Below are 21,371 nucleotides of genomic sequence, written 5' to 3' on the forward strand. Positions count from 1 at the left end.
GCGCAGGGGCGGTCGCGGCGGGCCACGGCGAGCGAAGTCCCACTTGGGCCGGGTTTACCGGCTGGTTTCCCGGCCGTAGTGGGACCTCGGGTTGAGGGCGTCAGCCGGTGAGCAGGCGCCCGTCGGAGATGCGGACCGTGCGGTCGACGAGCGAGCCCGGCACTCGGACGTGCGAGATGAGCACGACGGCGCGCTCCTCGTCGACGGCCGAGAGCAGATCGCGCATCAGCGCGTCGGATGCCGCAGGGTCGACCCCGGCCGTCGGCTCGTCGAGCACGAGCACGGGGAAGCCGTGCAGCAGCGCACGAGCGAGCGCGATGCGCTGCGCCTGGCCGCCGGAGACGAGGGCGCCGTGCTCGCCGACGCGAGCGTCGAGACCGCCGCGCTCGCGCAGCCAGCCGCCCAGGCCGACGCGTTCGAGCACGGCCTCCAGCTCGGCGTCGGTCGCGGTGTCGCGGGCGAACAGGAGGTTCTGGCGGATGTCCTCGTCGAAGAGCATCGGCTGCTGCTCGCACAGTCCCACTGTCAGCCGCACGTCGTCGGGAGAGAGACCTTGTACGTCAGTGCGCCCGATCCGGTAGCTCCCGTCGACGTCGAGGAAGCGCACGAGGGCATGCGCGAGCGTCGACTTGCCCGCACCGCTCGACCCGACGACGAGCAGGCGTTCACCCGGGCGGACGTCCAGGTCGACGCCCGCGAGGGCCGGCCGATCTGCTCCGGGCCACGTCACCGACACGTCGCGCAGGTGGAGTCCGTCGCCGAGCGCGGGCGCGACGCCCGTGGGAGCGACGCTGCTCGCAACGAGTCCCGACGGGATGTCGCCGGGCACGGTCTCGGCGATCCGTTCCGCCGACGCGTGCACCTGACGCCAGGATGCCGCTGCGAGCGGAACCGTCTGGAAGACCTCGAACACGGCCATCGGCACGAGGACGGCGACGGCCAGCCACGGACCGCCGAGGGCGGTGACATCCGGGGCGGTGACGATGACGGCGAGGATCGATGCGGCGCCCGCGGCGAGCGAGACGATGGCCGCGCTTCCGGCCTGCGCACCGGCGCGGCGGACGACCGCACGTCTGAGGTCGGCGTCCGCTGCCTCGACACGGCGACGGCTCTGCTCTTCGGCCCCGTACGCCAGCAGCACGTCGAGGCTTCCGAGATGGTCGGCGACGGCGTCGGCGAGCCGGGCGCGGAGCGGGGCGATCGTGCGCTCCGCGCGAGCACCCGCGACCCAGCCCCAGCCGGTGGCCGCCGCCGCGGCGACGACGAGGCAGCCGAGCAGGGTGAGCCCGGCCGGCCACGAGACGGTCGCGACGAAGACGACGGCGGCGAGGGCGACCGTGGCCGAGGCCACGAGCGGCTCCACCACTCGCAGCGGCAGGTTCTGCAGGTCGTCGACGTCGTCGACGAGGGCGGAGAGCGCGGATCCGCGGCGGATGCGGCCGAGCCCGTCGGGTGCGAGCGGGATCAGGCGTCGGACGAGGTCGGTCCGCGTCGTTGCGAGCTGACGCAGCGCCGCATCGTGCGACGTCAGGCGTTCGAGGTAGCGGAAGACGGCACGCGAGATCGCGAACGCCCGCACCCCGACGACGGCCGCCATCACGTACATCACCGCGGGCTGCTCGCTCGCACGGACGATGAGCCACGCGCTGCACGCGAGGAGCGCGACGGCCGAGGCCTCCGTGGCGAACCCGGTCGCGAGGGCGCGCCAGAACCGTCGCGGCGGGGGCATCGCACCGCGGAGCACCTCGGACGTCGTGGTCATGCCGTCACCTCCGATCGGGGTCGTACGTCGACGAGGACGTCGGCGATCGACCGGGCAGACTCCCGGTGCGAGACGAGCAGGACAGTCGCGCCGTCGTCAGCGACACGGCGGAGGCTCTGCCAGAGCGCGGCCTCGGTCTCGGCGTCGAGTGCGGCGCTCGGCTCGTCGAGCGCGACCACCGGCGCACCGCTGTTCACGTGCCGGAAGAGAGCCCGGGCGACCGCGACGCGCTGCGCCTGCCCGCCGGAGAGGCCCGCGCCGCGCACGCCGAGCTCGAGCGCCGGGTCGAGGTCAGCGGCGCCGGCGGCCGTGAGCGCGCGGACGACCGCGCGCTCACCCGCGGGCCCGGCGACGCGGTCTGTCGAAGCGCCGAGCGTGACGTTCTCGGCGACGGTGCCGGCGATCAGCCCCGCGTCCTGTCCGGCCCAGGCGAGCCACGACGCCGGCGGCGGAACCTGCTCGTCGTCGAGGGTCAGCTCCCCTTCGAACGGGGCGATGCCGCGCAGTGCGGCGAAGACGCTCGACTTGCCCGCTCCGCTTGGCCCCGACAGGAGCGTGATCGTGCCCGGCCTCGCCGTGAACGACACGGGTGCAAGCAGCGAATCGCCGCGCCGCACCCGGAGCTCACGGGCGCGGAGGATGCCGCGCTCCGCCGCGACGCTCGTCGCGGCATCCGTCGTCGACGCTGAGCTCGCGGCATCCTGCGGCGGCAGCGCGCGCGCCGCGTCGAGCACCTCGAAGACGTCGTCGGTGGCCGCGACGCCCTCTGCGGCTGCGTGGAACTGGACCCCGACCTGACGAAGCGGAAGGTAGGCCTCGGGGGCCAGCAGCAGCACGAAGAGTCCGACAGACAGGGCGAGCGAGCCGTCGATGAGCCGGAAGCCGATCGACACCGCCACGATCGCGACGGAGATCGACGCGAGGAACTCCAGCGCGAAGCCCGACAGGAACGACACCCGCAGCACGCGCATCGTCTCGATGCGGTAGTTCTCGGTCACCCGTTCGATCGATGACGCGGCGCGGTGTTGCCGGCCGAACACCGTGAGGGTCGAGAGTCCGCGGACGGTGTCGGCGAAGCGGGCTGCGAGCTGGCGGAGGGTCTGCCACTGCGCGCGTTGCACCGCGCGGGTGGCGAGTCCGATCAGCACCATGAACAGCGGGATCAACGGCATCGTGAGCAGGACCGTCACGCCCGAGATCCAGTCGCTCCACCAGATGACGGCGATGAGCACCGGGGTCGCGATGACCGTCAGGACGAGTTGCGGCAGGTAGCGGCCGAAGTAGGCGTCGAGCGCGTCGAGGCCGCGGCCCGCGGTCACCGCGAGCTGAGCAGAGTTGCGGTTCGCGAGCCAGCCGGGGCCGAGGCGTCCGACGGCCGAGGTGAGCCCGCCGCGCAGCTCGCTGCGCACCCGGGCGGCGGCGCGAGCAGAGACGGCCTCGCGCAGCCAGAGGAGCCCGGCGCGCGCGGCGACGACGGCGGCGAGGGCGGCGAGGACGCGCATGAGGTCGGCTACCGGCATCCCGCCGATGGCTCCGACGATCGCTTGCGTGGTCAGCCAGGCGAACCCGACGACGACGGCGGTCTGGGCGAGCCCGATCACGCCGATCGCGACGAAGAAGAGGCGCGAGGTGCGGGCGTAGCGCAGCAGCCGCGGATCGACGGGTCGTCCGCTCGAGCGCGCGGGCGCCTCGGGGTCGTCCATGCTCACCCTTCGATCCTGCCTTACCCCGGGACCGGGATGCCTCGGGTCCGGCGCGATCGCGCGGATCCGAGGCATCCCGTCACTCGGTCAGTGGGTGACGAGCTCGGCCTCTTCGATGCGTGCCCGGGTCACGCGCTTGCGGAAGACCCAGTACGTCCAGCCCTGGTAGAGGAGCACGAGGGGCAGGAAGATCACGGCCGCCCAGGTCATGATCGTCAGCGTGTAATCCGTCGACGACGCGTTCTCGATCGTGAGGTTCCATGCGGGATCCGTCGACGACGGCATGACGTTCGGGAAGAGCGAGAGCCACAGCGTCAGGACGGCGAACATCACGGTTCCCGCACCTCCCGCGAAGGCCCAACCCTCACGCCCGGTCGCGTTGGCGAGAATGGCCCCGATCAGCATGACCGCGGCGACGGTGGCCGTCACGAACACCAGCGGCAGCAGCGGCGCCTGGGCCCCCATGGCCGACAGCACGGTCCAGGCGAGGAAGACGGCCGCCGCGACGAGGGTCAGCAGTCCCGACTTCGTCGCGAGCCGGCGGGCCTGCTCGCGGACGTCACCGTCGGTCTTGAGAGCGACGAAGTAGACGCCGTGCGTGAAGAACAGCAGGAGCGTCACGACCCCGCCGAGCAGGCCGTAGGGGTTCAGCAGCGTGAACAGGGTGCCGGTGAACTCCTTGTCGGCGTCGATCGGCACGCCCTGGACGATGTTGGCGACCGCGACGCCCCAGAGGAAGGCGGGGAGCGCCGAGCCCACGACGATCATGAGGTCGAAGCGCTTGCGCCAGGTGGCATCATCGCGCTGGTGGCGGTACTCGAACGAGACCCCGCGCAGGATCAGGGCGATGAGGATCAGCAGCAGTGGCAGGTAGAACCCGCTGAAGAGGGTCGCGTACCACTCCGGGAAGGCCGCGAAGAGGCACGCGCCCGCGACGATGACCCAGGTCTCGTTGAGGTCCCAGACCGGACCGATCGTGTTGATGATCTGGCGCCGTGAGACGTTGTCCTTGCCGAGGAAGGGCAGCGACATCCCGACACCGAAGTCGAACCCGTCGAGGACGAAGTAGCCCACGAACAGGACTCCGACGATGAAGAACCAGACGTATGCGAGATCCATGTCGTGCTCCTCAGTAGACGGTGGTCTGCGTGTGGGACGCCGAGGGGTTCTCGGCTTCGGGCGAGCCCGGCTCGGGCAGCGGGTCGGGGCCCTTCTGTGCGGCCTTGCGGATGAGGCCGAACTCGACGACGGCGAGCGAGGCGTAGACCGCGGTGAACGCGATCAGCGAGATCAGGACCGTCCAGCCGGGGACGTTCGGTGAGACGCCGTCCTCGGTCAGCATCAGGCTGAACACGATCCAGGGCTGGCGGCCCATCTCGGTGAAGACCCAGCCGACGAGGCTGCCGAGGAGGGGGAGGGGAGCGGACCAGATCGCGACCTTCCACATCCAGCGGGCCACGGGACGCTGAGCCTTCTTGCGGGTCAGCCAGAGGCCGGCGACCGAGATGAGGGTGGCGACACCCCCGAGGCCGATCATCCAGCGGAACGACCAGTAGGTGACCCAGACGATCGGGCGGTAGTCGACGCCCGCACCGAAGGTCTCGGTGTACTGGGCCTGCAGGTCGTTGAGGCCTTCGACGCACCCGTCGAAGCTGTGGGTCGAGAGGAACGACAGCAGGTACGGCACGCGCAGCGACCAGATCTCCTCGGTGCCATCGGGCGTTCCGATGGAGAAGATCGAGAAGGATGCATCCGCGCCGCACGCACTGTTGAACATGGCTTCGGCCGCGGCCATCTTCATGGGCTGCGTCGCCACCATCACGAGGCTCAGCTGATCGCCCGACAGGGCGACGCCGACGAACGAGACGATCATGCCCCACATGCCGAAGCGGAGCGCGGGACGCATCGTCTCGATGTGCTGCGCGCGGGAGAGGTGCCAGGCGGCGACCGCGATGACCACGGCGGCGGCGAACATCCACGCGGCGAAGATCGTGTGCGGGAAGGCGGCCAGCACGATCGGGTTGGTGAGGACCGCCCCGAAGTCGATGAGCTCGGCGCGGCCGCCGTCGGCGGCCATCTGGTACCCCACCGGGTTCTGCATGAACGCGTTGGCCGCGAGGATGAAGTAGGCCGACAGGGTCGAGCCCAGCACGACCATCCAGATGGAGAACAGGTGAAGCGCCTTCGGGAGCTTGTCCCAGCCGAAGATCCACAGGCCGATGAAGGTCGCCTCGAAGAAGAAGGCGAGGAGGCCTTCGAAGGCCAGCGGTGCGCCGAAGATGTCGCCGACGAAACGCGAGTAGGCCGACCAGTTCATGCCGAACTGGAACTCCTGCACGATGCCCGTGACGACGCCCATCGCGAAGTTGATGAGGAAGATCTTGCCGAACAGGCGCGTCAGGTGCAGCCACTTCACGTTGCCGGTGCGGTGCCACACCGACTGGAAGATCGCCACGACGAGAGCCATCCCGAGGGTCAGCGGCACGAAGAGGTAGTGGTAAAGCGTCGTCAGACCGAACTGCCAGCGGGCCAGCAGGAGCGGATCGAGGAAGTCCATCGGGAGGTGCCTTTCGGGAGGCGAAGGTTTCGACAGGCTGAAGGTATCGAGTGTGGTTTTCCCCGGTCTCAGGGGCGGCCGGGAATAATGCTACGCGTGGTCTGACCACTTATCAAGGTGCTGTCAGACCACAGCCGGCGCGGGCCGATCGGGCGGGATCGACCCCCGGGTGCACCGGAGCCGCTTACGCTCGACCCATGGGGGAGCCGCTCGTCGACAGATTCGCCCGGGTCCACCGCGACCTGCGCATATCGCTGACCGACCGCTGCTCGCTGCGCTGCACGTACTGCATGCCCGAGCAGGGCAACGAGTGGCTCGCTCGGCAGAGCATCCTCACCCTCGACGAGATCGTCGAGATCGCCACCGTCGCAGCTGCGGCGGGCATCACGACCTTCCGGCTCACGGGCGGCGAGCCGCTGCTGCGGACGGACCTCGTCGAGATCGTGCGGCGGCTCGCGGCGATCGAGTCATCCGACGGCCCGATCGAGATCGCCATGACCACCAACGGCATCCGGCTGCCTCAGGTGCTGCCCGACCTCGTCGCCGCCGGGCTGGCTCGCCTGAACATCTCGCTCGACACCCTCGACCGTGAACGGTTCCGCAACCTCACGCGTCGCGACCGTCTCGACGACGTGCTCGACGGCGTGCGCGCCGCGCAGGCATCCGGGCTCCGCCCCTTGAAGATCAATGCGGTGGCCATGCGCGGCGTCAATGACGACGAGCTCGCCGACCTCGTGGCCTTCGCGGTCGAGCACGACGCCCAGATGCGGTTCATCGAGCAGATGCCGCTCGATGCCGGGCATACGTGGGACCGATCCACCATGGTCACCCGCGAGGAGATCCTCGAGGCGCTGTCCGCGCGCTGGAGTCTCGAGCCCGTCCCCGGGCGTGGCGGTGCGCCCGCCGAGCGATGGCGCCTCGACGGCGGCCCGCACACGGTCGGCGTCATCGCGTCGGTGACGGCGCCGTTCTGCGGTGCGTGCGACCGGATGCGGCTGACAGCCGACGGTCAGCTGCGCAACTGCCTCTTCTCGATCGACGAGTACGACCTGCTCCCGGTTCTCCGCTCGGAGATGACGCCCGAGGGCCGTGCCGACCGGATCGATCAGGTGCTGCGCAACTGCATCGCGGGTAAGAAGGCCGGTCACGCGATCGACGACCCCGCCTTCCTGCAGCCCGCGCGCGGCATGAACGCCATCGGCGGCTAGGCCGAGGTCGAGGCTCAGACGCGGGATGCGGTCGCCTCGCGGCGGGCCGGTGCGATCAGGCTCGCGCCGCCGGCGATGCCCAGAGCGGCCGCGGCGGCGAACCCGGTCGCGGGCCCGACGAGGGGGAGCAGGGCGCCGAGAACCGCCGCTCCGAGCGCCTGGCCGACCATGAAGGTCACGAACAGCAGGGCTGTGCCGGCTGCCGCGTGGGCAGCATCGATCTGCGTCGTCCATCCGATGAGGGCCCCCGACGCCGTGACGTACGCCCACCCGAACACGGCGCACGCTGCGGCGGAGAGCGTGCCCTGGGCGGGGGCAGCGCCGATCGCCAGCGTCGACACGCTGATGAGGCTCGCGCCGATCAGCCAGAGGGCGCGCGGCTGCAGCCCGCGCAGAAGCCGCGACGTGACGATGACGGCGGCGCCCCCGCATCCGAGCAGGATCCAGGACGTCACCGACTGCGCCTCCGATGCTCCCGCCTCGACCAGGACGGTACGGCCGTAGTTCCAGATCGCGGACGCGCCGACCCCGAGGAGGACGGATGCCGCGACCGCGGACCGATGCGCCGCCCACCATTCGCGCCGCGGAAGGATGGCGGGCCGGTTCGCGCGCGTGTCGACCGGTGCGTTTTCGCGCGGGCGGTCGGTGATGAGGAGGGCGATCCCCGCCACCGCGGTGGCGACGGCCGCGATCATCCAGCACATGCGCCAGTCGGGGGTGAGGGCCAGGGCGGTCGCGCCGGCGGCCACGAGCCCCGGGCCGGTTCCCGCGTTGACGATCGCCTGCGGCGTGCTCGACTCATGCTCGGCGAAGGTGCGAGCGACCAGGCGCACGAGGGCGGGGGAGGCGAGCCCGGCCCCGGCCGAGGCGATCGCCGCCGCGGGGGCGCAGGTCGCGGCATCCGTCGCCACGGCGATCCCGACGGCGCCGCCGCCTGCGGTGAGGGTCGCTGCGATCACGAGGAGCCGGGGATGGCGCTCGGCGGCGAGGAACCCGATCACCGCGGCGACCGCGTACGAGATCGAGCCCGCCGCCGAGATGAGGCCGGCCGCGCCGGTGTCTATCCCGAGGTCGTCGCTCATATCGGGCAGATGGAGTCCGAAGGCGAGGCGCACGAGGCCGTAGGTCGCCGCGATGAGCGCGACACCCGAAGCGACGAGGGCCCACCGCCAAAACAAAAACGACCGTTTCACTTTACCGAGCATAGAGTGCTGGCATGGGAATGCGGCCGCGCACGGAGGAACGCATCCTCGACGCTGCCGAGGACCTCTTCTTCACGCAGGGCATCGCCGCGACGCCGATCGATGCGGTGATCGCGCGTGCTGGCGTGTCGGCGGCGACGCTCTACCGCGGCTTCCCCAGCAAAGAGGCGGTGCTCGCGGGGGCGCTCGAGCGGCGGCAGCAGGTGTGGCTGGAGACGTGGGATGCCGCTGTGGCGCGCAGCGCCGACGACGTGGAGCGCCTGCTGGCGGTGTTCGACGCGCTGGCGGCGTTCCGCGACGAGCCACGCGGGTCGCGCTGGTGCGCCTTCCTCGGGGCGGCCGCGGAGTATGCCGACCCGCCGCCGGAGGTGGCATCCGCTGTCCGCGCCGACACCGAGGGCATGCGGGCGCGGCTGACGGCGCTCGCGCGTCCCGTCGCGGGCGCCGCCGCGGACGAGCTTGCCGAGCGGCTGCTTCTCGTCGTCAGCGGAGACCTCGCGATGCGGCTGCGCGACCGCGATCACGACACCGCGCTCGCGCGCTCGACGGCGGCGCTCCTGATCGCGGCCGCCGGGGTCTGACGCCGGGCTCGGGTGCCGTGCCCAGCCCGATCGGGGTCAGTCGTGGGTGGTCGCTGCGTGCAGCAGCTGGATGATGCACACCGACGGGTCGCACGAGGAGCGCATGCCATCGACGGCGAGCGGTCCGCCCGCCTCGGTGAGCACACCCTGCAACAGGCTCAAGTGCACGCTGCACAGCACCTCGCGGTGATCCGCCTGCGCCGTCGCGTGGGCGCACGGGGTGAGGTCGACGGTCAGCGCGGCGTCGTCGATGATCGGGTCGAAGCCCTCGTCCTCGAGCTCCTCGACGAGGGCGTCGATCTGGTGCAGGGCGCGGGTCTCGAGCACGTCCGGCACGTCGAGGGTCAGGACGCGTCGCATGAGGTCGCCGCGCTGCGCGGCATCCCGCACCTTGCGGCGCTGGATGGCGCTCCGGGTCGCGTCGCCGTCAGCGGCGCTGTAGAGCACGCGGGGGCGGCCGCGGGTGGTGCGGTGCTCCTTCTCGGCGACGATGAAGCCGTCGGAGATCAGGCGTGCCAGGTGCTCGCGGATGGTGTTGGGGTGCAGGTCGGTGGCCTCCTGGAGCTCGAGGATCGTCCGGCGGGGCTGCTCCTGGATGAGGTGCAGGATCTCCACGCGGGAGTAGCTCGAGATGGCGCTGTATCCGACGGTCGCGGTGCTCATAGGACTCATTAAACACGGAAAACCGCCTGTGGTCCTACCACACCGGGAAATTTGTGCGTTTGCTCGCGCCGACGGTGGTTTCGACACGCAAACCTCGGAGAAAATGACGAACCTCGGAGCCTGCGTGCGCAGGACTCCGAGGTTCGCGTAATTCTCCGAGTTGCGGATGCCGCGGGTCAGGCCTCCGGGCTCCACGTCGAGACGCGGGTCAGCTCGGCGATCTCGTCGGCCGTGAGCTCGACGCGTCCGCCGTCGAGCAGGCCCTGCACCTGCTCGAGGCGCGAGGCGCTCGCGATCGGCGCGACGACGGTCGGCTGCGAGCGCAGCCACGCGAGAGCGGCCGAGGCGATCGACACGTCGTGTGCAGCGCCGATGCGCTCGAGCGTGTCGATGATCTGCAGGCCCTGCGGCGTCGCGTACACGGCGGCGCCCTCGGCGCGCGGGGTGTTGTGAGCCGAGGCGTCTGTCGACCGGTACTTGCCGGTCAGGAAGCCCTTCGCCAGAGCGAAGTAGGGGATGAGGCTGAGGTTCTCGCGCTCGGCGATCGGCACGATCGTGTCTTCGACCTCGTTGCGGTGCACGAGGTTGTAGTGGGGCTGGATGGCGACGGGGCGGGCGACGCCGGTCTCATCGGCGATGCGCAGCCACTCCTCGATGCGCTCGGCGGTGTAGTTCGACACGGCGATGTGGCGGACGAGGCCGTCGGCGACGAGCTGGCCGAACGCGCCGACCGTCTCTTCGAGAGGGGTCTCCTCGTCGTCGAAGTGGGCGTAGTAGAGGTCGATCGCGTCGACGCCCAGGCGCCTCAGCGATGCCTCCGCGGCGGCGCGGACGTTCGAGGCGGACAGGCCGCGGAAGTCGGGATGCTGGCTGACCTTGGTCGCCACGACGACCTCGGGGCGGCTGCGCGCGGCGAGCCATTCGCCGATGATCGTCTCGCTCTCGCCGCCGCTGTGGCCGGGCGCCCAGGCGCTGTAGGAATCGGCGGTGTCGACGAAGTTGCCGCCTCCCTCGACGAAAGCGTCGAGGATCGCGAACGACGCGTCGCGGTCGGCGGTCCAGCCGAAGACATTGCCGCCGAGGGCGAGGGGGAAGACGGAGAGGTCGCTGTTTCCGATCGTGCTCATGTTGGGTTCAAGGTGTGGGGGCGAGTTCGTATTCCGGTCCAACGACGACGGGCCAACTCCTCAGAATCCGACCCGCCATGCGGTGCCGAGCCCCCGCCAGGGGAGGGGTCGCCGAATCTGAGGAGTTGGCGCGGTGCGCGTGCGCGGCGGTGTCAGCGCGTGCGGGTCGAGCCGCGGCGCGTGACGGCGACGTAGATGCCGAGCACGATGATGGCGCCGATGATCGAGCCGATGATGCCGGAGGGCTGCAGGAAGCCGCCCTCGGGGCTGTGGTTGAAGATGAGGAATCCGAGGAATCCGCCGACGAACGAGCCGACGATGCCGAGCACGATGGTCATCAGGATGCCGATGTTCTGCTTGCCGGGGATGACGGCGCGTGCGATGAAGCCGGCGATCAGTCCGACGAGGATGAGGCCGAGGATCGTCCAGAGCATGGTGCTTCTTCTTTCTGTGCAGGAACAGGCGCCGGTCGGGCACCCGGGGCGGACGACAGGTTATGACTGCGCGGTCGGGATCACCGCGGCTCTTTCGCCCACTCCCGCCGTGGTTGTACTCTTGCGGGCCCGTGCGAGCCGCGAGCACGCACCGTCGCGGCGAGAACGCACCCGCGACGGTGTGCTTTCGGCGCGATGGTGCGTTCTCGCACGGGATCCGTCAGGCGAGTGCGTCCCGGAGCGCGGCGAGCCACGACGGGAACGCATCGAGGTGCGCGTCGTGGCTGCCGTCGGGGAGCGGCAGGATGCGGGTGCCCGGGCGCCGCGCGGCGAGCTCGGCCTGCTGCTCGGGGGAGAACATGCCGCGATGGGCGAACACCGCCGTCGTCGGCACCGCGAGGTCCTCCCACTCCGCCCACCGTGGTTCGTGCACCGCGGCGATCACGGCCTGCATGACGTCGGCGTCGAAGCGGGGCCGCAACCCCGAGGGCGTCTGCTCAAGGTCCGCGACCCAGGCCTCGGTGAGCGGCGAGTCACCGAGGAAGGCCCGCGCGGCGGCCGCATCGGCGAATGGGATCGGCCACGAGGCGAAGAAGGCGCCGAGGTCGGCGGCATCCTGTGGATCGGTGCTCCCGGCCGGATGCCCCTCCAGCAGGATCAGCCGACTGACCAGGTCGGGATGCCGGCTCGCGGTGAGCAACGCGGTGTGCGCGCCCATCGACTGCCCGACCAGTGCCACTCGCTCACCCGGCGCGAACCGCTCGAGCACGGCGACGACATCCGCAACGAAGGCGTCGCGGGAGAGGTCGTCGGGTCGCCGCGTGCTGCGGCCGTGACCGCGCTGGTCGAGCAGGAGCACCCGGTGCCCGCCGGTGAGCGCATCCGCCGTGGGCATGAGCTCGCGCGAGCTGCCTGCCAGCCCGTGCAGCAGGAGGACCGCAGGGCCGGTCCCTCCGGCCTCGGTCACCGCGAGCGAGACGCCGCCGCGGTGGATGATCGTGCGGCGGCGTTGCGTCATCCGTCCATTGTCCGAGTGCGGCGCCCTGCGCATCACCGAGAACGCACCGTTGCCGCGAGAACATACCCCGCACGGTGCGTTCTCGGCGCGATGGTGCGTACTCGGCGCGAGCTAAGACCAGCGCAGGGGCGTGACCTCGCCGGTCTCCCAGTCGCGGCGGAGGATGCTGTACGCCACCGACCCCAGCGGCTCGGAACCCTCGACGGGCCACCCCTCGCGGTAGTAGGCCTCCTGCACCCAGCCGCACTGGTCGAAGACGCGGCGCATCGCGCGATTGTCCTCGCGGGTCTGCCCCTCGAAGCGGTCGACCTCGGGCATGGTCGTGAAAACGTGGTCTGCCGCCGTCGCCAGCACGTCTTTCGCGAGGCCGCGGCCCCGCCACACCGACGCCAGCCGGAGATCGAACAGCGGTGCGCCGTCGCTGATCTCCTCGAGGCGGAAGAATCCGATGCGGCCGTGTTCGACATGGTCGATCCAGAACGAGTCGTTGTCGTCGTCGCGGAAGAGCCCCGCGGCGATGCCCTCCTCGACCTGAGCGCGCGTCGGTCGGATTCCGACGTGGAACGGGAACACCTCGCCGGTCATGAACGCGATCAGTTCCTCGCGGTCGGCTCCCGCCGGGTCGATACGGACGAGCTCGATGGTGTCCACCCGAGGGGCGGTCCGGGAAGTCGCGAGGCTGTGTGTCTCTTCATCGTGCACCCCATCCACGCTAGTCGGACGGGGGGCGAGCGCCTGCAGTCAGAGGGCGTGGTGTTCCGCTCGCAGAAGCCAGTCGCGAACGAGCGGGGCGACAGCGTCCGGGTGCTCGAGATGGACGTTGTGTCCCGCCCCGTCGACGACGACGAAGGTGCCGCGGACGTAATGGCCGGCGGTACCGAGCCCGTCCTCGAAACCGACGACGTGGTCTTGACGCCCGAAGACGTGCAGGCTCGGCGCCGTGAACGGGAGGTCGGTGCGTTCGGGAGCGTATCCAGCCGAGTACGACGAGGTGATCCGGTCGAGGACCTCCGTGTCGGCTCCCCGGATGCCGGGCAGCACGAACCTCTCGAACGCGGTCAGCGCTTCGGCGGTCTGCAGCACCGCCATCTCCGCGAAGTCGTCCCGAAACGAACCCGCTCGGGAGAGCACGGACTCGTTCGCCATGACGATCTCGCGCGGAGGCAGTCGCCTCTTGTCATGGTCGAGCTCGAACACGCCGGCGAGGGTCGCCAGCCCGCGGCACTGAGGCCGAAGCGCATGCGCCACGTGACGGGCGACCATCGCGCCGAACGAGTTGCCGACGATGGCGAAGGGCCCGCCCGCGGCGATGGTTTCAACCTCGTCGCGGACAGCGTCGGCGACCTCCCGAGGCGTGCTGACACCCTGATCGGTCGCGCCCTCCGCCCAGGGCAGATCGAGATAGATGCGCCGCCATGGGCGATCGGCTACCCAGTCCTCCAAGGGAAGCAAGATGCGGTGATCGACTCCGAACCCGTGCACCGCGATGAGCGGGACGCCCGAGCCGTGTTCCGCCGCGATCATCGCGGCTGCAGAGCGCCCGACTTCCAGCCGAGGGCGGGAGCGACGTACTTCGCGAACGACTCGACGATGCGCAGGTTGAACTCGACGCCCAGCTGCGAGGGGATCGTCAGCATGAGGGTGTCGGCGCTCATGACCGCGGCATCCTGCATCAACTGCTCGACGAGCACGTCGGGCGCCGCGGCGTAGGTCTTGCCGAAGGTCGAGCGCATGCCGTCGATGTAGCCGATGCCGTCCTGGTCGTTGCTGCCGCCGAAGTACAGCTCGTCTTCGGCGGTCGTGATCGGGAAGACCGATCGGCTGACCGACGTGCGGGGCTCACCGGGATGCCCGGCTTCGCGCCACGCGGCGCGGAACGCATCGAGCTGTCGGGCCTGCAGGATGTCGAACGGCGTACCGTCCGCCTCGGTGAGGAGCGTCGACGACATCAGATGCACACCCTTGCGTCCGGCCCACTCAGCGGTGTCGGTCGTGCCGGCGCCCCACCAGATGCGGGAGCGGAGCCCGGAGGAGTGGGGCTCGATCCGCTGCATCCCGTTCCCACCGCCGAAGGGACTGTTCGGGTCGCGCTCGGCGAGTCCTTCGCCCTCGATGGCGCGGAGGAAGGTGTCGAAGTGCTCGCGTGCGATGTCGGCGCCGCGGGGATCCTGCGAGCCGGTGTACCCGAACGCCTCGTACCCGCGGACGACGGTCTCGGGTGACCCGCGGCTCACGCCGAGCGCGAGTCGCCCGTCGGAGATCAGGTCGACGGCCGCGGCCTCCTCGGCGAGGTAGAGCGGGTTCTCGTACCGCATGTCGATGACGCCGGTGCCGATCTCGATGTTCTTCGTCGTCGCGGCGATCGCGGCCAGCAGCGGCATCGGCGACGCCTGCTGTCGTGCGAAGTGGTGCACGCGGAAGTAGGCGCCCACGGCGCCGAGGTCGTCCATTCCCTGCGCGAGGTCGATGGCCTGACGCAGCGAATCACCGGCGGTGAGCTCGCGACCGCCGCCCAGGGGACCGTAGTGACCGAACGAGAGAGTGCCGAAACGCTGCATGTCAACCCGCAACGCCCGTGGCCCCGTTCGCATTCCCCCGTGCATAGGCTGGGCGAAACCGACCCCGGGAGGTGTCATGGTCCAGGTCCGCGTTCTCGGGGTCGCGCTCGATCCCGCTCAGCAGCACGTCATCCTGCTCAAGCCCGTCGACGCGCTGTCGGATCGGGTGCTGCCGGTCTGGATCGGTTCGCAGGAGGCGACGTCGATCCTCGTCGCGGTCGAAGGGGTCTCGCCCCCGCGTCCCCTCGCGCACGACCTCATGATCCGCCTGCTCGACGCGACCGACGCGACCGTCGATCGTGTCGAGGTCACCCGCATCGACGACGGCACCTTCTACGCCGAGGTGACGGTCACGGCCCTCACCGGATCGCGGGTGGTCGATGCCCGCCCCTCCGACGCGATCGCGCTCGCTTCGCGTGCCGGGGCGCCGATCTTCGTCGCCGACGACGTGCTCGCCGAGGCGGGCATCCCCGACACCGTGAGCGAAGCGCCGGAGGGGGCCGAGACTCCCGAGGCGGCCGAGCAGCGCGTCGCGGAGTTCCGCGAGTTCCTCGACGACATCGATCCCGACGATTTCCGCGGCTGACGCGCCGGCCGAAGAGCCGGCGCAGCCGCATCCGATCCACACCCCCCGACGAAAGGAACACCCATGTCCCGCATCCTGATCATCGGAGGCCACGGCAAGGTCGCGCTGCGCCTGGAGCCGATCCTCGCCGAGCGCGGTGACACCGTCACCGCCGTCATCCGCAACCGCGATCACGAGGCCGACGTCGCCGCGACCGGTGCCACGCCGCTCGTCGCCGACGTCGAGTCGTTCGACGTCGACCAGCTGACGAACCTGCTCAGCGGCAACGACGCGGTCGTCTGGGCTGCCGGAGCCGGAGGAGGGGATGCCGCCCGAACCTGGGCCGTCGACCGCGACGCGGCCATCCGCTCGATCGACGCCGCCGCGGCAGCCGGCGTGCGCCGCTACGTCATGGTGTCGTACTTCGGCGCGGGGCCGGATCACGGCGTGCCCGAGGACGACTCCTTCTACGCCTACGCCGAGGCGAAGGCGGAGGCCGACGCGCACCTGCGCGAGAGCGGGCTGGACTGGACGATCGTCGCGCCGAGCGGCCTGACGCTCGACGAGCCGACCGGCAAGATCACGGTGGGCGGCTCGGGCAAGGAGTCCGTTCCCCGCGGCGATGTCGCGGCGGTCATCGCAGCCGTCCTCGCCGAGCCCGCGACCGTCGGGCGCATGATCGAGTTCACGGGTGGCGACACCCCGATCGAGGCGGCGCTCACAGCCGACTGACCGTCTTTGTTAGGGTTGCCTTGCCTCATCGCGCTCGCCGCGAGATCGACCCGAGGAAAGGCCCCACATGCTGTCTCGTCCTGTTCGGCGCGCCCTGAGCGCCGTCGCCATCTCGGCCGCCGCGGCCCTCGTCGTCGCCGGATGCGCGGCGCAGCCCTCCGCGGCCGACACCTCTTCGGAGGCCAGCGTCGCCCCTCGCGCCGTCGAGCATGCCCGCGGCGTCACCGAGGTCCCCGAGCAGCCCCAGCGCGTCGTGACCCTCGAGCCCCTCGAACTCGACACCGCGGTCTCCGTCGGCATCACGCCGGTGGGGGCCGCGGTCGCGAGCAACGTCGCGGGAATCCCGGCGTACCTCGAGGTCGACGGAGTCGAACCGGTCGGCACGGTGCCCGAGCCCGACCTCGAGGCGATCGCCGCACTCAAGCCCGACCTCATCCTCGGAACCGAGGCGCGCCACTCGAAGCTGTACGACCAGCTGTCGGCGATCGCTCCGACGGTCTTCATCGCGACGCAGGCCGATCCGTGGCGTGACAACGCCGAGCTGATCGGCCAGGCGCTCGGACGCGAGGACGAGGTCGCCGCGCAGATCGCCGCCGTCGACGACCGCTGCGCCGAGATCGGGGCTGCCCACGACCTCGCGGGCAAGACGGCACAGGTCATCCGGCCGCGCGACGAGACGACGCTCAGTCTGTACGGACCCGTGTCGTTCGCGGGCAGCCTGCTCGAGTGCGTCGGCTACGCGACGCCCGAGCACGACTGGGCCGACGGCCTGCAGGCCGACATCTCTCCCGAGAACATCCTCGGCGCCCGCGCCGACGCGGTGTTCGTCACGGCATCCGACACGACCGACGCCTCGGCGGTTCCGGCAGCGATCACCCAGAACGCGGATGCCTTCCCGACGGTGACCCTCGTCGACACGAGCACCTGGGTGGCCGGCGTCGGCCCCCGCGGCGCTCAGAGCGTGCTGACCGACATCGAGCGCTTCCTCGACGGGCGGTGACCTCGAGAGCCGGACGCGCCGCGGCGGGCGCCGCGATCGCCCTGGCCCTGGTGCTCGTCGTCGCGGTATCCCTCGCCGTCGGGGCGAATCCGCTCTCTCTCGACACCGTCGTCGCGGTGCTGCGCGGCAAGGGCTCGCCCGAGGCGACGTTCGTCGTCGCCGAGCTCCGCGTTCCGCGGACGGTCGTGGGGCTTATCGCGGGTGCTGCCCTCGGCGTCGCCGGAGCGTTGATGCAGGCCTTCACGCGTAATCCGCTCGCTGATCCCGGCATCCTCGGAGTCAACGCCGGCGCCGCTCTCGCGGTCGCGCTCGGAATGGCGGTCTTCGGCGTCCGCGCGACGTCCGGAGCGGTCTGGTTCGCGTTCGTCGGCGCGCTCGTCGTCACGGTCGCCGTCTACCTGATCGGTTCGGGCGGACGCGGGGCCGCGGGCCCGATCCGGCTCACGCTCGCGGGCGTCGCCCTCGGCGCGGTGCTGTCGGGCATCACGACGGGCATCGTGCTGAGCGACCCCAATGCGTTCGACGCGATGCGCAGCTGGAACGCCGGGTCGCTGCTGGGTCGCGGCTGGGACACGATCGTGGCGGTCGCTCCCTTCATCGCCGTCGGGCTCGTGCTCGCCCTCGTTCTCGGCGCGGGACTCAACGCCGTCGCGCTGGGCGACGACGTGGCTCGCGCGCAGGGGGCCAACCTCGCCGGCATCCGGATCGGCGTCATCGTCGCCGTCACCCTCCTCGCGGGTGCGGCGACAGCACTCGCGGGACCGATCTCGTTCGTCGGGCTCATGGTGCCGCACATCGCCCGCTGGCTGTTCGGTGCCGATCATCGGGTGATCCTCGCCGTCAGCGCACTGCTGGCACCCGTCGTCGTGCTGGCGGCGGATGTCGTGGGGCGCGTGCTCATCGCGCCCGCGGAACTGCCGGTCGGCATCGTCACGGCGTTCGTCGGGGCTCCCATCCTCATCGCGCTCGCGCGCCGACGCCGGGCGAGCGCCCTGTGAGCGGCGGGCCGCGGATGCTGAGCCCGCGGGTCGGCGGCCTGCACGTGGTGCTGCGCCTGCGCAGCGTGGTCGTCGGGATCGCTGCCCTCGTCGTCGCGGCGGTGCTGCTGGTCGTCGCCCTCGGCGCCGGCACCTTCCCCGTCGCGCCGGGCGATGTCGTCGCGGCGCTGGCGGGCGCGGGTGACGATGCGCTCGTGCAGACCGTGGTCCGCGAATGGCGGCTGCCACGGGCAGTGGCGGCGCTCGGGGTGGGGGCGATCCTCGGGATCGCCGGGTCGCTGTTCCAGACCGTCACGCGCAATCCGCTGGCGAGTCCCGACATCCTGGGGCTTTCGAGCGGTGCCTTCACGGGCATGCTCGCCGCGCTGGTCCTGGTGTCGTCGAGCTGGCCGGTGCTCGTGGGCGGCTCGTTGATCGGTGCCCTCGCCACCGCCGTGGCGATCTGGGCGCTCGCCTGGCGCGGCGGCCTGCAGGGGTTCCGCCTCATCGTCGTCGGCATCGGCGTCTCGGCGATGCTCGCGTCGCTCAACACCTGGATGCTGCTGCAGATCGAGCTCGAGACGGCGATGTTCGCCTCCGCCTGGGGCGCAGGCAGTCTCAACGGCGTCACGGCTCCGGCGGTGGCCGGCGCACTGGCGTGCGCAGCGCCGTTCGTTGTGGCATCCTTCGCGCTCGTGCCGCGGCTGCGTCAGCTCGAGCTCGGCGACGACCTCGCGGCGGCGACAGGCGCCCGGCCGCATCTCGTCCGTACGCTCGCACTGCTGGTCGGGGTCGTGCTGGTCGCGGCGGCGACGACCGTCGGCGGTCCGATCGCCTTCATCGCTCTGGCTGCGCCGCAGGTGGCGCGCCTCATCGCGCGCACGCCCCACCTGTCGCTCGGGCTCTCGGCCCTCATGGGGGCCGTGCTGCTGATCGCCTCCGACCTCATCGCGCAGCATCTGCTGCCCGCACCGCTTCCCGTCGGCGTCGTCACCGTCTCGCTCGGCGGCGCCTACCTCGTCCTCATGATCGTGCTGGAGGTCCGCCGCCGTGCCTGACCCGTTCCCCCCGGCGACATCGCTCGCCGCCGAGTCCGTGACCCTCGCCTACGACGGTGCGGATATCGTCCGCGATCTGTCGGTGCGGATCGAGCCCGGGTCGTTCACCGTCATCATCGGTCCCAACGCCTGCGGCAAGTCCACGCTTCTGCGCGGCCTGTCGCGTCTGCTCGCCCCGCGCGCGGGGAGCATCGTGCTCGACGGCCGCGCGATCACGGAGATGTCCGCGAAGGAGGTCGCTCGGCGGCTGGGCCTGCTGCCGCAGTCGGCGATCGCCCCGGAGGGCATCACGGTGCGCGAGCTGGTCGGACGCGGGCGCTACCCGTACCAGACCGTGTTCCGGCAGTGGTCCGCCGCCGACGACGCGGCTGTCGACGAGGCGCTGGCGGCGACCGGCACGACGCAGCTCGCCTCGCGCCCCGTCGAGGCATTGTCGGGTGGCCAGCGGCAGCGGGTGTGGGTCGCGATGGTCCTGGCACAGCAGACCGACCTGCTGCTGCTCGACGAGCCGACGACGTTCCTCGACGTGGCCCACCAGGTCGAGCTGATGGAGCTCTTCGCCGAGCTGAACGAGCGGGGCCGGACGATCGTCGCGGTGCTCCACGATCTGAACCATGCCGCCCGGTATGCGAGCCGCATCGTCGCGATGCGCGACGGGCGCATCCTCGCGGAGGGACCACCGGCGGAGGTGATCACGAGCCAGCGGGTGGAGGAGGTCTTCGGCCTCGCGAACGTCGTCGTCGACGATCCGGTCACGGGCGGTCCGCTCGTCGTGCCGCTCCGCGCACGTCGGTCCGGGGCTGTGACGGGGGAGGAGACGCCGTGAGCGGCGAGCGTCCCTGGGCCTACAGTGCCTTCGTCGTCGAGGTCGCCGCCGTGGCCCGGCTCAGCCCCGGCTTCATCCGCATCACCCTTCGCGGCGAGGCACTGGCGAACTTCGCACCGTGGGGCCTCGACCAGCGCATCAAGATCGTGTTGCCGATGTCGGGGCGCCCGCACCCGGGCCTCGCCGAGTTCGGCCTGCTCGACGAGCCGACCCCGCACCCCTCCGACTGGTATGCGCGGTGGAAGGCGCTCGACGAGGACGACCGCAACGTGCTGCGCACCTATACGCCGTCGGCGATCCGCGTCGCCCAGCGGGAGATCGACGTCGACTTCTTCCTGCACGAGCCCATCGGGCCCGCCTCGGCATGGGCCCTGGCCGCCCGACCCGGCGACCCCCTCGTCATCACGGGACCCGACGTGCGGATGGGGTGGACGGGATACGGCATCCACTGGACGCCCGGCGAGGCGAGCCGGTTCCTCCTCGTGGGCGACGAGACGGCCTTCCCCGCCCTGCGGAACATCGTCGACTCGCTGCCGGAAGAGGCGCAGCCGCACGTGATCGTGGGCGTGGCCGACGCTGCTGACGACCTCGTCACCGACGCCCTCGCCGGTCGGGCGCTCGTGACGCGTGTCGAGCACCGCGCCGGCGACGACCGCCTCACCCTCGCTGTGCGGTCGTGGGCCGAGAAGCACGGCGCCACCGCGGCCGCCGATCCGGGGTTCGCGGTGTGGCTCGCCGGCGAATCGGGCGTCGTCACCGGCATCCGCCGGTTGATCACCACCGAGGTCGGCATCCCGAAGGAGCGCATCTCGTTCCTCGGGTACTGGCGGCACGGCGGCCCGCTTGTCGGGTGACGCGCTCGATACGCTGACGGGATGACCCCGCGCGACCTTACCGGCGGCGCTGTCCTGCGCGCCGCCCGCCCCGGTGACGAGACCGGCATCCTCGCCTGCATCCATGCCCTCGCCGTCTACGAGCGCGAGCCGGATGCCGTCGAGAACACCGCCGAGATGCTCACCGAGACGCTGTTCGGAACAGAGCCCCGCGCTTTCTGCCACGTGGTCGAGCGCGACGGCGCGATCGTGGGCATTGCGATCTGGTTCCTGACCTATTCGACCTGGACGGGACGCCACGGCATCTGGCTCGAAGACCTCTTCGTCGACGAATCGCAGCGCGGCACCGGCTACGGCAAGGCGCTGATCGCGTCGCTCGCCGAGGTCTGCGTCGAACGCGGATACTCGCGGCTGGAGTGGACCGTCCTCGACTGGAACGCGCCCTCGATCGCGTTCTACCGCTCGATCGGGGCCGAGCCGATGTCGGAGTGGACGACGCAGCGCCTCACCGGCGACGCCCTGCACGCGCTCGCCGGCTGAGTGCTGCCTTGCCCCTCGGAGCGCCCC

Annotated in this window: 22 protein-coding genes; 10 read left to right on the top strand and 12 right to left on the bottom strand. The window is 71.1% G+C overall.

Features of this window, described 5'->3' with window-relative positions:
• Window positions 1-100: 100 nt before the first annotated feature.
• The 4 genes from cydC to DO944_RS00140 form a co-directional block, all read right to left on the bottom strand.
• Complete coding sequence (cydC, locus tag DO944_RS00125) at window positions 101-1,762, bottom strand: thiol reductant ABC exporter subunit CydC (protein ID WP_112613553.1); 1,662 nt, start codon at window positions 1,760-1,762, stop codon at window positions 101-103.
• A complete protein-coding gene (cydD, locus tag DO944_RS00130) occupies window positions 1,759-3,465 on the bottom strand; it encodes a thiol reductant ABC exporter subunit CydD (protein WP_112613555.1) in 1,707 nt (568 codons plus the stop codon). The genes cydC and cydD overlap by 4 nt, the downstream gene beginning before the upstream one ends.
• An 87-nt stretch (window positions 3,466-3,552) precedes the next feature.
• The gene (cydB, locus tag DO944_RS00135; RefSeq protein ID WP_112613557.1) at window positions 3,553-4,584 is read right to left on the bottom strand and encodes a cytochrome d ubiquinol oxidase subunit II; all 1,032 of its coding nucleotides are present in this window, start codon (window positions 4,582-4,584) and stop codon (window positions 3,553-3,555) included.
• A 10-nt stretch (window positions 4,585-4,594) separates the two neighbouring features.
• Window positions 4,595-6,022, bottom strand: a complete 1,428-nt coding sequence (locus tag DO944_RS00140) for a cytochrome ubiquinol oxidase subunit I (RefSeq protein WP_112613559.1) — start codon at window positions 6,020-6,022, stop codon at window positions 4,595-4,597.
• Between the two features lie 197 nt (window positions 6,023-6,219).
• Here DO944_RS00140 and moaA point away from each other — a divergent pair, with 197 nt between their 5' ends.
• Window positions 6,220-7,230, top strand: coding sequence for a GTP 3',8-cyclase MoaA (moaA, locus tag DO944_RS00145; protein WP_112613561.1), 1,011 nt, complete (start codon window positions 6,220-6,222; stop codon window positions 7,228-7,230).
• A gap of 14 nt (window positions 7,231-7,244) precedes the next feature.
• On the opposite strand, the gene DO944_RS00150 is transcribed toward moaA, so the two are convergent.
• Entirely contained in the window at window positions 7,245-8,423 is a 1,179-nt protein-coding gene (locus tag DO944_RS00150) for an MFS transporter (protein WP_181574109.1), read from the bottom strand.
• Between the two features lie 23 nt (window positions 8,424-8,446).
• On the opposite strand from DO944_RS00150, the gene DO944_RS00155 reads away from it, so the two are divergent.
• The gene (locus DO944_RS00155) at window positions 8,447-9,013 is read left to right on the top strand and encodes a TetR/AcrR family transcriptional regulator (RefSeq protein WP_112613565.1); all 567 of its coding nucleotides are present in this window, start codon (window positions 8,447-8,449) and stop codon (window positions 9,011-9,013) included.
• 36 nt (window positions 9,014-9,049) lie between these two features.
• Here DO944_RS00155 and DO944_RS00160 read toward each other — a convergent pair whose 3' ends face one another.
• The 7 genes from DO944_RS00160 to DO944_RS00190 all read right to left on the bottom strand — a co-directional run bounded on the left by DO944_RS00160 (window position 9,050) and on the right by DO944_RS00190 (window position 14,813).
• The gene (locus DO944_RS00160) at window positions 9,050-9,676 is read right to left on the bottom strand and encodes a metalloregulator ArsR/SmtB family transcription factor (RefSeq protein ID WP_112613567.1); all 627 of its coding nucleotides are present in this window, start codon (window positions 9,674-9,676) and stop codon (window positions 9,050-9,052) included.
• Window positions 9,677-9,852: 176 nt separating this feature from the next.
• Window positions 9,853-10,803: an aldo/keto reductase gene (locus DO944_RS00165; protein WP_112613569.1), complete on the bottom strand. Its 951-nt coding sequence runs from the start codon at window positions 10,801-10,803 to the stop codon at window positions 9,853-9,855.
• A gap of 152 nt (window positions 10,804-10,955) precedes the next feature.
• Window positions 10,956-11,237, bottom strand: a complete 282-nt coding sequence (locus DO944_RS00170; protein WP_094262115.1) for a GlsB/YeaQ/YmgE family stress response membrane protein — start codon at window positions 11,235-11,237, stop codon at window positions 10,956-10,958.
• Between the two features lie 220 nt (window positions 11,238-11,457).
• Window positions 11,458-12,255: an alpha/beta fold hydrolase gene (locus tag DO944_RS00175; protein ID WP_071918393.1), complete on the bottom strand. Its 798-nt coding sequence runs from the start codon at window positions 12,253-12,255 to the stop codon at window positions 11,458-11,460.
• Between the two features lie 111 nt (window positions 12,256-12,366).
• Entirely contained in the window at window positions 12,367-12,957 is a 591-nt protein-coding gene (locus DO944_RS00180; protein ID WP_396651999.1) for a GNAT family N-acetyltransferase, read from the bottom strand.
• A gap of 39 nt (window positions 12,958-12,996) precedes the next feature.
• Window positions 12,997-13,779, bottom strand: a complete 783-nt coding sequence (locus DO944_RS00185) for an alpha/beta fold hydrolase (protein WP_112613571.1) — start codon at window positions 13,777-13,779, stop codon at window positions 12,997-12,999.
• A complete protein-coding gene (locus DO944_RS00190; protein WP_112613573.1) occupies window positions 13,776-14,813 on the bottom strand; it encodes an LLM class flavin-dependent oxidoreductase in 1,038 nt (345 codons plus the stop codon). The genes DO944_RS00185 and DO944_RS00190 overlap by 4 nt, the downstream gene beginning before the upstream one ends.
• 76 nt (window positions 14,814-14,889) lie before the next feature.
• Here DO944_RS00190 and DO944_RS00195 point away from each other — a divergent pair, with 76 nt between their 5' ends.
• The 8 genes from DO944_RS00195 to DO944_RS00230 all read left to right on the top strand — a co-directional run bounded on the left by DO944_RS00195 (window position 14,890) and on the right by DO944_RS00230 (window position 21,344).
• Entirely contained in the window at window positions 14,890-15,399 is a 510-nt protein-coding gene (locus tag DO944_RS00195; RefSeq protein WP_023951957.1) for a bifunctional nuclease family protein, read from the top strand.
• 63 nt (window positions 15,400-15,462) lie between these two features.
• Window positions 15,463-16,110 carry an NAD(P)H-binding protein gene (locus DO944_RS00200; protein WP_112613575.1) on the top strand — a complete coding sequence of 216 codons (648 nt, stop codon included), beginning with the start codon at window positions 15,463-15,465 and terminating at the stop codon, window positions 16,108-16,110.
• A gap of 67 nt (window positions 16,111-16,177) precedes the next feature.
• A complete protein-coding gene (locus DO944_RS00205; RefSeq protein ID WP_112613577.1) occupies window positions 16,178-17,110 on the top strand; it encodes an iron-siderophore ABC transporter substrate-binding protein in 933 nt (310 codons plus the stop codon).
• Window positions 17,107-18,108 (top strand): iron ABC transporter permease, encoded by a 1,002-nt coding sequence (locus DO944_RS00210; protein ID WP_112613579.1) that lies wholly within the window; start codon window positions 17,107-17,109, stop codon window positions 18,106-18,108. Before DO944_RS00205 ends, DO944_RS00210 begins: the two co-directional genes overlap by 4 nt.
• Complete coding sequence (locus DO944_RS00215) at window positions 18,105-19,145, top strand: iron chelate uptake ABC transporter family permease subunit (RefSeq protein WP_258524519.1); 1,041 nt, start codon at window positions 18,105-18,107, stop codon at window positions 19,143-19,145. The genes DO944_RS00210 and DO944_RS00215 overlap by 4 nt, the downstream gene beginning before the upstream one ends.
• Complete coding sequence (locus tag DO944_RS00220; RefSeq protein WP_112613583.1) at window positions 19,138-19,971, top strand: ABC transporter ATP-binding protein; 834 nt, start codon at window positions 19,138-19,140, stop codon at window positions 19,969-19,971. The genes DO944_RS00215 and DO944_RS00220 overlap by 8 nt, the downstream gene beginning before the upstream one ends.
• Window positions 19,968-20,825 (top strand): siderophore-interacting protein, encoded by an 858-nt coding sequence (locus DO944_RS00225; protein WP_112613585.1) that lies wholly within the window; start codon window positions 19,968-19,970, stop codon window positions 20,823-20,825. The genes DO944_RS00220 and DO944_RS00225 overlap by 4 nt, the downstream gene beginning before the upstream one ends.
• 21 nt (window positions 20,826-20,846) lie before the next feature.
• Window positions 20,847-21,344, top strand: a complete 498-nt coding sequence (locus tag DO944_RS00230) for a GNAT family N-acetyltransferase (RefSeq protein ID WP_112613587.1) — start codon at window positions 20,847-20,849, stop codon at window positions 21,342-21,344.
• The last annotated feature ends 27 nt before the right edge of the window (window positions 21,345-21,371 follow it).

It is taken from the genome of Microbacterium sp. SMR1 (genome assembly GCF_003289625.1).
GTDB lineage: Bacteria > Actinomycetota > Actinomycetes > Actinomycetales > Microbacteriaceae > Microbacterium > Microbacterium plantarum.

What these genes read in the sequence shown, in the direction of transcription:
- DO944_RS00230 (WP_112613587.1), top strand. Translation starts at nt 20,847, where the DNA reads ATGACCCCGCGCGACCTTACCGGCGGCGCTGTCCTGCGCGCCGCCCGC.
- DO944_RS00200 (WP_112613575.1), top strand. Translation starts at nt 15,463, where the DNA reads ATGTCCCGCATCCTGATCATCGGAGGCCACGGCAAGGTCGCGCTGCGC.
- DO944_RS00160 (WP_112613567.1), bottom strand. Translation starts at nt 9,676, where the DNA reads ATGAGCACCGCGACCGTCGGATACAGCGCCATCTCGAGCTACTCCCGC.
- cydB (WP_112613557.1), bottom strand. Translation starts at nt 4,584, where the DNA reads ATGGATCTCGCATACGTCTGGTTCTTCATCGTCGGAGTCCTGTTCGTG.
- DO944_RS00175 (WP_071918393.1), bottom strand. Translation starts at nt 12,255, where the DNA reads ATGACGCAACGCCGCCGCACGATCATCCACCGCGGCGGCGTCTCGCTC.
- DO944_RS00140 (WP_112613559.1), bottom strand. Translation starts at nt 6,022, where the DNA reads ATGGACTTCCTCGATCCGCTCCTGCTGGCCCGCTGGCAGTTCGGTCTG.
- DO944_RS00205 (WP_112613577.1), top strand. Translation starts at nt 16,178, where the DNA reads ATGCTGTCTCGTCCTGTTCGGCGCGCCCTGAGCGCCGTCGCCATCTCG.
- DO944_RS00185 (WP_112613571.1), bottom strand. Translation starts at nt 13,779, where the DNA reads ATGATCGCGGCGGAACACGGCTCGGGCGTCCCGCTCATCGCGGTGCAC.
- DO944_RS00170 (WP_094262115.1), bottom strand. Translation starts at nt 11,237, where the DNA reads ATGCTCTGGACGATCCTCGGCCTCATCCTCGTCGGACTGATCGCCGGC.
- DO944_RS00195 (WP_023951957.1), top strand. Translation starts at nt 14,890, where the DNA reads ATGGTCCAGGTCCGCGTTCTCGGGGTCGCGCTCGATCCCGCTCAGCAG.
- cydC (WP_112613553.1), bottom strand. Translation starts at nt 1,762, where the DNA reads ATGACCACGACGTCCGAGGTGCTCCGCGGTGCGATGCCCCCGCCGCGA.
- cydD (WP_112613555.1), bottom strand. Translation starts at nt 3,465, where the DNA reads ATGGACGACCCCGAGGCGCCCGCGCGCTCGAGCGGACGACCCGTCGAT.
- DO944_RS00165 (WP_112613569.1), bottom strand. Translation starts at nt 10,803, where the DNA reads ATGAGCACGATCGGAAACAGCGACCTCTCCGTCTTCCCCCTCGCCCTC.
- moaA (WP_112613561.1), top strand. Translation starts at nt 6,220, where the DNA reads ATGGGGGAGCCGCTCGTCGACAGATTCGCCCGGGTCCACCGCGACCTG.
- DO944_RS00155 (WP_112613565.1), top strand. Translation starts at nt 8,447, where the DNA reads ATGGGAATGCGGCCGCGCACGGAGGAACGCATCCTCGACGCTGCCGAG.
- DO944_RS00190 (WP_112613573.1), bottom strand. Translation starts at nt 14,813, where the DNA reads ATGCAGCGTTTCGGCACTCTCTCGTTCGGTCACTACGGTCCCCTGGGC.